Annotated in this window: 7 protein-coding genes; 2 read left to right on the top strand and 5 right to left on the bottom strand. The window is 71.6% G+C overall.

What is annotated here, in order from left to right; genetic code table 11:
* Positions 1-126: 126 nt before the first annotated feature.
* From FM051_RS08955 to mfd, 4 genes are all read right to left on the bottom strand, one after another.
* Positions 127-3,300, bottom strand: coding sequence for a S41 family peptidase (locus FM051_RS08955; RefSeq protein WP_202918750.1), 3,174 nt, complete (start codon positions 3,298-3,300; stop codon positions 127-129).
* A 181-nt stretch (positions 3,301-3,481) separates the two neighbouring features.
* Positions 3,482-4,396: a nucleoside triphosphate pyrophosphohydrolase gene (locus FM051_RS08960; RefSeq protein ID WP_158842451.1), complete on the bottom strand. Its 915-nt coding sequence runs from the start codon at positions 4,394-4,396 to the stop codon at positions 3,482-3,484.
* Complete coding sequence (locus tag FM051_RS08965) at positions 4,393-5,337, bottom strand: SurA N-terminal domain-containing protein (RefSeq protein ID WP_158842452.1); 945 nt, start codon at positions 5,335-5,337, stop codon at positions 4,393-4,395. The genes FM051_RS08960 and FM051_RS08965 overlap by 4 nt, the downstream gene beginning before the upstream one ends.
* Positions 5,338-5,350: 13 nt before the next feature.
* Positions 5,351-8,929 (bottom strand): transcription-repair coupling factor, encoded by a 3,579-nt coding sequence (gene mfd, locus FM051_RS08970; RefSeq protein WP_162470691.1) that lies wholly within the window; start codon positions 8,927-8,929, stop codon positions 5,351-5,353.
* A 124-nt stretch (positions 8,930-9,053) separates the two neighbouring features.
* Here mfd and FM051_RS08975 point away from each other — a divergent pair, with 124 nt between their 5' ends.
* Positions 9,054-9,614, top strand: a complete 561-nt coding sequence (locus FM051_RS08975; RefSeq protein ID WP_238412247.1) for a DUF4291 domain-containing protein — start codon at positions 9,054-9,056, stop codon at positions 9,612-9,614.
* A 37-nt stretch (positions 9,615-9,651) separates the two neighbouring features.
* Entirely contained in the window at positions 9,652-10,767 is a 1,116-nt protein-coding gene (locus FM051_RS08980) for a PQQ-dependent sugar dehydrogenase (protein WP_158842453.1), read from the top strand.
* A 176-nt stretch (positions 10,768-10,943) separates the two neighbouring features.
* Here the strand turns inward: FM051_RS08980 and FM051_RS08985 are convergent, their stop codons facing one another.
* Positions 10,944-11,537, bottom strand: a complete 594-nt coding sequence (locus tag FM051_RS08985) for a TetR/AcrR family transcriptional regulator (protein WP_053719425.1) — start codon at positions 11,535-11,537, stop codon at positions 10,944-10,946.
* Between the last annotated feature and the right edge of the window lie 60 nt (positions 11,538-11,597).

Below are 11,597 nucleotides of genomic sequence, written 5' to 3' on the forward strand. Positions count from 1 at the left end.
CGCCCACTGCGCGGAAACTCGCGATGACTCACCGAACCCCCGACCACGATCCTGCGTGCTACTCATTGATCGGGATCGGGCCACCAGCCGCAACCACCTCGGCGTCACACGCCCGGGTGGTCTTGCTCAGGTGAGGGGCGGGAGCTGCGGCGGAGTGGCCGCCGGACGCGACGCCAACGCCTCCAGGGCCAGCCGCACCGCCGTGTCCAACTGCGGGTCACGACCGGCCACCCGGTCCTGCGGCGTGATCACCACCTCGACGTCCGGGTCGACGCCGTGGTTCTCCACGCCCCACCCCGGCCCGGCGAACCACGTCGCGTACCGGGGCTGCGTCACCAACGTCCCGTCGACCAGGTGGTACTGCATGTCGATACCGATCACGCCACCCCACGTGCGGGTGCCGACGACCGGCCCGATGCCCATCTCCTTGATCGCCACGTTCACGATGTCCCCGTCGGACCCGGCGAACTCGTCCGCGATCGCCACCACCGGCCCGCGCGGCGCGTCACCGGGGTAGCTGTCCGCGGTCGTGTACCCGCGGGCCACCGACCAGCCGATGATCTTGCGCCCCAGCTTCTCCACCACCAGCTCGGACGTGTGCCCGCCGCCGTTCTCCCGCACGTCCAGCACGACCGCCTCACGCGCCAGCTCCACCCGCAGGTCGCGGTGCAGCTGCGCCCAGCCGGCGCCCATCATGTCCGGCACGTGCAGGTACCCGACCCGCCCCTCGGACAGCGAGTGCACGCGCGCCCGCCGGTCGGCCACCCAGGCGTGGTACCGCAACGGCTCGTCGTCCTCCAGCGGCACGACCACCACTCGTCGCGGCTCACCACCGCCACGCGGCCGCACCGTCAGCTCCACCGGCTTGCCCGCCGTGCCGACCAGCAGCGGCGCGGGACCGGTCAGCGGGTCGACCTGCCGCCCGTCGACGGCCGCGATCGCGTCACCGGCCCGCACCGCGACCCCCGGAGCCGCCAACGGCGACCGCGCCGCCGGGTCCGACGTCTCACCCGGGATCACCCGCACGACCCGCCACGCGCCCGCCTCGTCCCGTTCGAGGTCCGCGCCGAGCAACCCGACCACACGCCCCCGCGACCCGCCGGACGGGATCACGTACGCGTGGGACGTCCCCAGCTCGCCCTGCACCTCCCACAGCAGGTCCACCAGGTCGTTGTAGCTGCCGAGCCGGTCCACCAGCGGCCGGTAGCGCTCCAGCACGCCCGCCCAGTCCACGCCGCCCATGTCGGTGCGCCAGAAGTGGTCCCGCATCAGCCGCCCGGCCTCGGCGTACGCCTGCCGCCACTCGGCGGCCCGGTCCACCACCACCCGGATGCGCGACAGGTCGACGTCCACCGAGTCGTTGTCGTCCGAGTCGACCTTCCGGTCGGTCGGCACCACCCGCAGGTCGCCGCCGTCCTGCACGACCATCCGCTGCCCGTCACCGGTCACGTCGAACGAGTCCACGCCGTCCACCAGCGTCTCGGTGCGCGACTTCGCCAGGTCGAACCGCTCCAGCACGGCCCGCGGCGGACGGGCGGTCGGGTCGGCGAGGTTGTCGCCCAGCACCCCGCGCAACGGCGACCGCAGCCACAGCAGCCCGCCCTTCGCGGCGGTCAGCCCGGAGTAGCTGGCGGCGGCGACCGGCACCGTCACCACCCGGTCGGCCAAGCCCTCCAGGTCGACGACCGTGATCGGGTTCTCGTCGTCCTTCTCCTTGTCCTTGTCGGACGAGTCGTCGCCGACCGGCCGGCCCAGGCGCAGCGGGTCGAACGGCGACGGGGTGGTCGCGGCGAGCGGCAGCAGGTAGGGGCGGCAGCCGGTCGGGAACGACAGGTCGAACACGTGCGCGTCGTACACCGGGTCGAAGCTGCGGACCGACAGGAACGCCAGGTAGCGGCCGTCCTCGGTGAACGTCGGCGAGAAGTCGGAGAACCGCAGCGGCGTCACGTCCACCACGGACAGGTCGGTGGTGTTGGTCATCCGGATGTGCTGGAGCGGGCGCGGTCCGGGGTGCGACCAGGCCAGCCAGTTCGAGTCCGGCGCGAACGCCAAGTCGCTGACGTGCGGGTTCGCGCCCTTCAGGACTTCGCGCACCTCGCCGGACTCGACGTCGACCAGCAGCAGACGCCCGTCGTGCGTGGCGATCGCGAGGCGGCGGGCGTCCGGCGAGACGGCCAGTTCCAGCACCCGGCCGAGCTTGCCGACCGCGACGCGGCGCGGCTCGTTGCCCGGTTCGACGCCGCCGACCGGGGAGAACTCCAGGCCCTCCTCGCCGTCCGCGTCGGTCACCCACACGACGTTGTCGCCGACGACGCGCGGCAGCCGTGCCCGGACGCCGGGCTGTTCGGCCAACGCCCGCACCGGACCGTCCCGGTGGGTCACCCAGTGCACGGTGCCGCGCACCTCGACCACGCTGGCGCGGCCGGTCTTGTCCGGGTGGTAGTCGTCCGGCCGGGAGGGGACGGGGCGCGGCCTGCGGCCGGTGCGGGGGCCGCCCAGCGCGATCTCCAGCCGGCGCGGCTCGGCATCTTGCAGGTTGTCCACGATCCACAGCTCGCCCGCGTGCTGCCAGACGATCCGCTCACCGTCGCTCGACGCGACCCGCGCGTAGAACTCCTGCTCGGTGTGCCGCCGCAGGTCCGACCCGTCCGGGGATACCGAGTACAAACTACCGACGCCCTCGTGGTCGGACAGGAACGCGATCCGGTCCCCGATCCACATCGGCGAGGTCAACGAGGACGTCAGCTCGGGCAGGATCCGCACGAACTCGCCGTCACCGGCGGTGTCGACCCACAACTTGCCCGCCGCGCCACCGCGGTAGCGCTTCCACCAGGCGGGGTCGTGGCGGTAGACGGAGGTGACGACCACCTGCCCGGACGGCCCGAACGACACGTCGTCCACCCAGCCGAAGGGCAGCCGGCGCGGCGGGCCGCCGTCGGTCGGGAGCGCGTGCGCCCACTGCCGGTTGGTGGACGCCTGGCCGGTGGACGTGACCGCGACGACCTCGCCGGCGGACGTCCAGGCGCGGACGGTGGTCGAGTAGTCGCCCCAGTAGGTGAGCCGGGTGGCCTCGCCGCCCTCCACCGGCGCCAGGTGCACCTCGGGCGCGCCGTCACGACGACTGGTCCAGGCGATCCGGGTGCCGGTCGGGTCGAAGCGGGGGAACGACACCGGCACCTGGTCGGCGGTCACCCGCCAGGCCCGGCCGCCGTCGACGGGGGCGAGCCACACATCGTCCTCGGCCACGAACGTCACGAGGTTGCCGTGCAGGTGCGGGAAGCGGAGGTAGGCCTCGGTCACCCTCTCGACGTTAGCGTCCCGTTCACCCGGGCCTGTGCCACCCCGTGCAGCTTGCCGCAACATCGATACCAAAGGTCGACACCGGGTCGTCCCCGCTCAACGCTTGATCACCGCTCGACCGCCGCTTGATCACCGCTCGACAGCCGATCGACCGCCGCTTGATCACCGGACCGCGGCCGGCTCAGGCGGGCCAGTGGGCGCGCCAGCCCTCGGCGGTCAGGGTGGTGAGGCCGGCCGCGCGGGCGGCCCGTTCGGCGGCGCGCACGTTCGCCTCGAACCGGCGGGCCACGGCGCGCAGTTCCGTCTCCGGGTCCTCGCCGGCCAGCTTCGCCAGCGCGGCCACCGCGAACAACGTCGTGCCGGTGTCGTCGCCCTCCGGCAGCAGGTCCACCGGGAACCCGGCCCGCGCGACCCGCTGCGCCAGCTTCCCGGCCAACGCCACCGCGGGCTGACCGGTCGCGACACCGTCCACACTGGACTCGCGCTGCTTCTCCACCTGCTTCAGCTCTTCCCAGCGGTGCTGCTGGGACGTCGCGTCGTGCACGGCCGGGTCGTTGCCCTCGAACACGTGCGGGTGCCGTCCGACCAGCTTGGCGACCAGGTCACCGGCCACCTCGTCGATGCCGAACGGGTCCTCGGCGTCCTCCGCGGCGATCCGGGCGTGGAACAGGACCTGCAGCAGCACGTCGCCGAGTTCCTCCCGCAACGCCGCGCGGTCGCCGTCCTCGATGGCCTCCAGCAGCTCGTACGTCTCCTCGACGAGGTACTGGCGGAGCGACTTGTGGTCCTGTTCGGCGTCCCAAGGGCACCCGCCGGGCGAACGCAGCCGGTCCATCACGGCCGCCGCGTCCAGCAGCGGCACGGCCGGGGTGCGGATCACCGGAGAACCCGCCGAGATCAGGGACAGCGCGGCCGGTTCGTTCAGGTTCGTCGTGAGGAGGACGACCGACGGCCCCGGCGTGAAGGCGGAAACCGGCTCGGCCGACCACAGGAGCGCATCAACACCCTCCCCCGCGTACACCGCCGCCGCGCCCCGCAGAGCGGGTAGCGCGGCGGCGGGCAGGACCGGCGTGGTGCCGACGAGGACAACGGTCACGGGGACGTCTGCCGCGCGGTCGCCTGGTAGCCGCTCATCTCACCCTCGCTGGGCGCCAGCGAGATCGCGGTGCCGTCCCACAGGCCGTAGCGGGGGTTGACCTGGATCTCCGGGTCGCCGGCGAGCGTCTGCACGAGCCGCAGCCCGATCTGCTCCAGCAGCTGCGGCGTCAACTGCTCGGTGGACGACTCGCCGGACGTCCGCACGTCGGTCTTGCGGTCCGTCACGTACGCGACGATCCACTGCGCGCTGCCCGGGTCCGGCGCGAACGCCACGACCGTGCCCGGCGCGACGCCGAACAGCGGCGACTGGGCGGCCTGCGGCGACTCGGCCGACCGCACCCGCTGCCCCTGCTTCGACAGCGTCTGGCCCTCCACGCTCTGCGGCGCGTCGGCGACGAACTCGGCCATCTTGTCCGGGTCCGCCGCCACCTGCTTGGCCTTCTCGACGGCCTCGGTGTTGTCCTTGGCGAAGAAGTAGTCGAACGTGACTTCCATCCGGTCCACGTACTTGCGCGCCAGCTCGACCAGCAGCAGCTGGTCCTTGGCCCGCTCCCGGAACGTCGTCGCGTCGTACACGGTGTTCTGCGAGGCCAGCTCGGCGCCGCCGGCCTGGTCGACCGACTCGGTCACCGCCTCCTCGGACACCGTGATGCCCTCGCGCTGCGCGGCCCGCTCGATCAGCTCGTGCTGCACGCCCAGGGTCACCAGCTGACGCGCGACCTGGTCGAGTTTGCGCTGGTCGTGCAGCTTCTGGGCCTCGGGCTCCTTCTTGAGCACGACGTCCAGCCGCTGCTGGACCCGCTCCAGCGGCAGCACGGTGTCTCCGACGATCGCGGCCGAGCCGACGTGGCTGGGGCCGGTGCCGCAGCCCGCCACCAGCAGTGCCACTGTCGCGACAGCCGCGCCGATCAGGGTGAAGCGCCTCTGCACAGTCCTCACGACCAGTACCTTCTCACGACCTCGTGACGCCGCTCACGGGAGTCCCCGCCAACGACTCCAGGAAGTGCGCGCACCAATCCAGCAGCTCCTGGTCGCGCAACTGGGGTGCGCCCATCCGGCCGCCGGCCGCGCCCTCGGTCGGCCTAGGGACGCTCACCGTGCCGTTGGCCTGCTTGTAGACCGCCTTGGGGAACAGCCGGCGCATGCGCACCAGCTGGCTGTCCTTCAGCTCCAGCGGCGCGAACCGGATCGTCGCGCCCTGGGTGGCGACCTCGGTGACGCCGTGCGCCCGGCACGTCTGCCGGAACCGGGCCACCGCCAGCAGCCGTTCGACGGGCAGCGGCGGGGTGCCGTAGCGGTCCTTCAGCTCGTCCCAGACGGCCTGCAGGGCGTCGGCGTCCCCGGCGGCGGCGATCTTGCGGTACGCCTCCAGCCGGAGCCGTTCGCCCGGCACGTAGTCGTGCGGGATGTGCGCGTCCACCGGCAGGTCGACGCGGACCTCGGCCAGCTCCTCCTCCACCTCGCCGTCCGCGCCCGCGTGCCGCCGGAACGCCTCCACGGCCTCGCCGACGAGCCGGACGTAGAGGTCGAAGCCGACGCCCGCGATGTGGCCGGACTGCTCGGCGCCGAGGATGTTGCCCGCGCCGCGGATCTCCAGGTCCTTCATGGCCACCGCCATGCCCGCGCCCAGCTCGGTGTTCTGCGCGATCGTGGCCAGCCGGTCGTGCGCGGTCTCGGTCAGCGTGGCCTCGGGCGGGTAGAGGAAGTAGGCGTAGCCGCGTTCCCGGCCGCGGCCGACGCGTCCGCGCAGCTGGTGCAGCTGGGCGAGGCCGAGCATGTCGCCGCGTTCCACGATGAGGGTGTTGGCGTTGGAGATGTCCAGGCCGGTCTCGACGATCGTGGTGCACACGAGCACGTCGTACTCGTTCTCCCAGAACCCCTGGATGATCTTCTCCAGCTTGTCCTCGTTCATCTGGCCGTGCGCGGTGATCACGCGGGCCTCGGGGACCAGCTCGCGGATGTGCCGGGCGGCGCGCTCGATCGAGGACACGCGGTTGTGCACGTAGAAGACCTGGCCGTCGCGCAGCAGCTCGCGGCGGATGGCCGCGCCGACCTGCTTGTCGTCGTACGCGCCGACGTAGGTGAGGATCGGGTGCCGCTCCTCGGGCGGGGTGAGGATGGTGGACATCTCGCGGATGCCCGCCAGCGACATCTCCAGGGTGCGCGGGATCGGGGTCGCGGACATCGTGAGCACGTCGACGTGCGTGCGGAGCGCCTTGATGTGCTCCTTGTGCTCGACGCCGAAGCGCTGCTCCTCGTCCACGATGACCAGGCCGAGGTCCTTGTAGCGCAGGCCCTTCTGGAGCAGCCGGTGCGTGCCGATGACGATGTCCACGTCACCCTCGGCCAGGCCGGTGATCGTCTGCTCGGCCTCCATCTGGTCGGTGAACCGGGACAGGCCCTTGATGTTCACCGGGAACGCGCGCATGCGTTCGGTGAACGTGTTCAGGTGCTGCTGGGCGAGCAGCGTCGTCGGCACGAGCACGACGACCTGCTTGCCGTCCTGCACCGCCTTGAACGCCGCCCGCACCGCGATCTCGGTCTTGCCGTAGCCGACGTCGCCGCAGATCACCCGGTCCATCGGGACCGTGCGCTCCATGTCGGACTTGACCTCGTCGATCGCCGCCATCTGGTCGATCGTCTCGGTGAACGGGAAGGCGTCCTCCAGCTCGCGCTGCCACGGCGTGTCGGACGCGAAGGCGTGACCGGGCGCGGCCTGGCGGGCGGCGTAGAGCTGGACCAGCTCGGCGGCGATCTGCTTGACCGCCTTCTTCGCCTTGGCCTTGGTGTTCTTCCAGTCGCTGCCGCCCAGCTTGTTCAGCGTGGGCAGCTCGCCGCCGACGTAGCGGGACACCTCGTCCAGCTGGTCGGTCGGCACGAACAGCCGGTCGCCGGGCTGGCCGCGTTTGCTGGAGCCGTACTCGAGGACCAGGTACTCGCGGGTCGCGGTGTTGCCGGCGGTGTCCTTGGTCGTGCGCTGCACCATCTCGACGTACTTGCCGATGCCGTGCTGCTCGTGCACGACGTAGTCGCCGGCTTTGAGGGCGAGCGGGTCCACCGCGTTGCGGCGGCGGCTGGGCATGCGGCGCATGTCCTTGGTGCTGGTGCCGTGCCTGCCGCCGGTGAGGTCGGTCTCGGTGAGCACGACCAGGGCCAGTTCGGGCAGCGAGAAGCCGTCCTCCAGCGCGCCCCGGACGACGGTGACCGCACCGGGCTTGGGCGCGGTGTCGAGGGTGTCCCGGAGGACGACGTTGACGTCGGCTTCGCGCAGCTGCTCGGTGGCGCGCTGGGCGGTGCCCGCGCCGGGGACGACGAGGACCGCCGTGCCGCCGGAGACGGTGTGCGCGCGCAGGTCGGCGAACGCCCGGTCGATGTCGCCCTGGTAGGCCTCGACGTGCTTGAGCTCCATGCGGACGACGTCCGCGCCCTCGGTGGTGAGCTGGCTGAGCGTCCACCAGGGGCGGTTCTTCTCCTTCGCGGCGCGGGCGACGTCGGCGAGGCTGTGGTAGGCGCTGGAGTCCAGGTCGATGGGGCTCTGGCCGCCGCCGGCCGCGGCCATCCAGGACGCCTCCAGGAACTCCTGGCCGGTGCGCACGAGGTCCTGGGCGCGCGCCCGGATCTTCTCCGGGTCGTTGAGGATGACGTGCGTGCCCTCGGGGACGACGTCGGTGAGCAGTTGGAGGTCGCCTTCGCAGAGCGCCGGGATGAGGGCTTCCATGCCCTCGGCCGGGATGCCGTTGGCGATCTTCTCCAGCAACTCGTGCAGGTGGGCGTCGGCCGCGTGCTCTCGGGCCAGGGCGGCGGCCTTGCCCTTGACCGACTCGGTCAGCAGCAGTTCGCGGCACGGCGGCGCGATGAACGCGTCCACCTCCTGCGGCAGCGAGCGCTGGTCGGCGACGGCGAAGGGCCGGATCTCGCTGACCTCGTCACCCCAGAACTCGACCCGCATCGGGTGCTCGGCGGTCGGCGGGAACACGTCGAGGATGCCGCCGCGGACCGCGAACTCGCCGCGCTTCTCGACCATGTCGACGCGGGTGTAGGCGATCTCGGTGAGGTTGGCCAGGAGCTCTTCGAAATCGTGCTCGCCGCCCACGGCCAGGCGCACCGGCTTGAGGTCGCCGAGGCCGGGTGCCATCGGCTGGATCAGGCTGCGGACCGTGGTGATGACGACCTTGAGCGGGTTGCCGTCGGGGTGGGCCAGGCGGCGCAGCACCTCCAGGCGCGCGCCGACCGTGTCGGCCCTCGGGGACAGCCGCTCGTGCGGCAGCGTCTCCCAGGACGGGAACAGCGCGACCTGCTCGGCGCCGATGAGGTCGCACAGGACGGACTTCAGGTCGTCGGCCTCACGGCCGGTCGCGGTGACCGCGAGCACGGGTGCGCTGTTCGCGAGGGCCGCCGCGACCAGCGGTCGGGCCGCCGGCGGGCCTTCGAGTTCGAGGTCGGGCACGCCGACCGAGTCGGCGAGGGCGCGCAGCGCCTTGTCGGGCAGGACAGCGGTCAGCAGGCCGGACAACGGGCCGGGCTGGGGCATTGCGATGGCTCCCCGGGGTCAACGCGGACAGACCCCTGCCCGGGACTGAACGTCCACCGGAGGGGTTCTCGGTTGCCAGCCTACGGCTCTCCGCGACGGGGTGCCCCTGATTACCGGTTGACCGGTGGGTGACGCTGGGTACGTGGAGCAGAAGGAGATCAGGGCCGACTACGACGATCGGCACATCACCGTGTACCAGGCGTACTCGCCGCTCATCGCCGTTCCCGCGCTGGCCGCGGGCGGGTTCGTGCCGCCGTTCAAGCCGGGGAGGATGACGTGGATCAAGCCGTCGTTCCTCTGGATGATGTACCGGTCGGGGTGGGGGACGAAGCCCGACCAGGAGTGCGTGCTGGCGGTGCGGATCACCCGTTCGGGGTTCGACTGGGCGGTGCGGGCGGCCGTGCCGAGCAGTGAGACCGGCGTGCGGAAGCCGGACGTGCGGGTGCAGTGGGACCCGGAACGGGACCTGCGGCTGGGCGAGCTGCCGTACCGGTCGTTGCAGCTGGGGCTGGCGGGTGAGGCGTCGCGCCGGTACGTGGACGAGTGGGTCGTGGGACTGACCGACGTGACGCCGCTGGCCCACCGGATCCGCGACCTGGTGCGGGCCGGTGACCTGGACGGCGCGCGGGCGTTGCTGCCGGTGGAACGTCCCTATCCGTCGCCTGTCGCGTCGACCACCTCGTGAACGGTGAGCACACATGGGTGTTGGCATGCTGAGGGGTATGCGTCGGGTTGTCGGGTTGGCCGCCGTGGCGGTGTTGGCCGGGTGTTCGGCGGAGGGCGCCGGGGGTAGCGCGCCCGGCACGACCGCACCCGAGGGTCTGCGGGTCGAGGTGGTGGTGGCCGGGTTGAGCCACCCGTGGGACGTGGGGTTCCTGCCCGACGGGCGGATGCTCGTGCCGCAGCGGCCGGGGAAGATCGCGTTGGTCTCGGATGGGCGGGCGACCGACGTCGAGGCCGATCTCGGTGACGTCGAGGCGCGCGGCGAGGGCGGGTTGATGAGCCTGGTCGTGCACCCGGACTTCGCCACCAGCAAGCGGTTCACCACGTGCTTCAACACCGCGCAGGACGTGCGGCTGGTGACGTGGCAGCTCGACGGCGCCAAGGCGACCAGGGTGAAGGACCCGCTGGTGTCGGGCCTGCCGACCAACCCGAGCGGCCGGCACTCGGGGTGCCGGATGGCGCTCGACCGGGACGGCAACCTGCTCGTCGGCACCGGGGACACCGCGCGGGGCAACGTCGCGCAGGACAAGTCCAGCCTCGGCGGCAAGGTGCTGCGGATCGACCTCGCCACCGGTGAGGGCGTGGCCGGCAACCCGTTCGGGGACCGGATCTACACCTACGGCCACCGCAACATCCAGGGCGTCGCGGTCCGCCAGGACGGCATGGTGTTCACCGCCGAGCACGGCCCGAGCACCGACGACGAGGTCAACGTCCTCAAAGCGGGCGGCAACTACGGCTGGGACCCGTCGCAGGGCGGCACGGTCGGCGGCTACGACGAGGACGTGCCGATGACCGACCTCGAACGGTTCCCGGACGCCGTGCCCGCCGTGTGGTCCTCCGGCAGGCCGACCGAGGCGATCTGCGACGCCGCGTTCCTCGTCGGCGAGCAGTGGGGCAACCTGAACGGCGTGCTGGCCGTGACCGCCCTGAAGGGCGCGAAGGTGCTGCTGTTCACCGTCACCCAGGAGGGCGGCGTGCACTCGGTCGCCATCCCACCGGAACTGGACGGCACCCACGGCCGTCTCCGCGGCGCCGAACCGGGCCCCGACGGCGCCCTCTACGTAACCACCTCGAACGGCACCGACGACAAAATCCTCAAAGTAACCGCGTCCTAACCCACCCCACGCGAGAGTCGAACGTCCAGGACACGAGAGTCGAACGTTCGGGTACCCCGAGTTCAACACTCAGGTTCGGCGGCCGCTGCCCTGAGCGTTGAACTCACGCAACCTGAGCGTTCGACTCTCGGGACCTGAAGGTTCGACTCACGAGGCCTGAGCGTTCGACTCTCGGGTTAGCGGGTGCGTAGGCGGGGTTTGTGGTCCATGTGGGAGAGGCCCTTCCAGGCCAGGTTGACCAGGTGGGCGGCTACCTCGTCCTTCTTCGGTTTGCGCACCTCCAGCCACCACTGGCCGGTGAGGGCCACCATGCCCACCAGGGCCTGGGAGTAGAGGGCCGCGAGCTTGCGGTCGTAGCCCTGGCGGGAGAAGTGCAGGCCCAGGATCGACTCCACCTGCGACGCGATGTCGTTCAACAACGACGAGAACGTGCCGGTGGACGACGCCACGGGCGAATCGCGCACGAGGATCCGGAAACCGTCCGTCGACCCCTCGATGTAGTCCAGCAGCGCACAAGCCGCCTGTTCCAGCAGCTCACGCGGGTGCCCGCCGGACAGCGCGTTGACGATGTGGTCCATCAGGTACTGCATCTCGCGGTCCACCACGACCGCGTAGATGCCTTCCTTGCCCCCGAAGTGCTCGTACACCACCGGCTTGGACACCCCCGCCCGGTGCGCGATCTCCTCGATCGAGGTGACCTCGAAGCCCTTCTCGGCGAACAGCGCCCGAGCCACGTCGAGCAGTTGCTCGCGCCGCTCCTTGCCGGTCATCCGCACGCGCGGCACCGGTGTGTCCTGGTCGCGCCGTCTCCCCGCCATCCAAACCACCCT

It is taken from the genome of Saccharothrix deserti (assembly GCF_009769385.1).
In the GTDB taxonomy this organism is placed as follows: Bacteria; Actinomycetota; Actinomycetes; order Mycobacteriales; family Pseudonocardiaceae; genus Actinosynnema; species Actinosynnema deserti.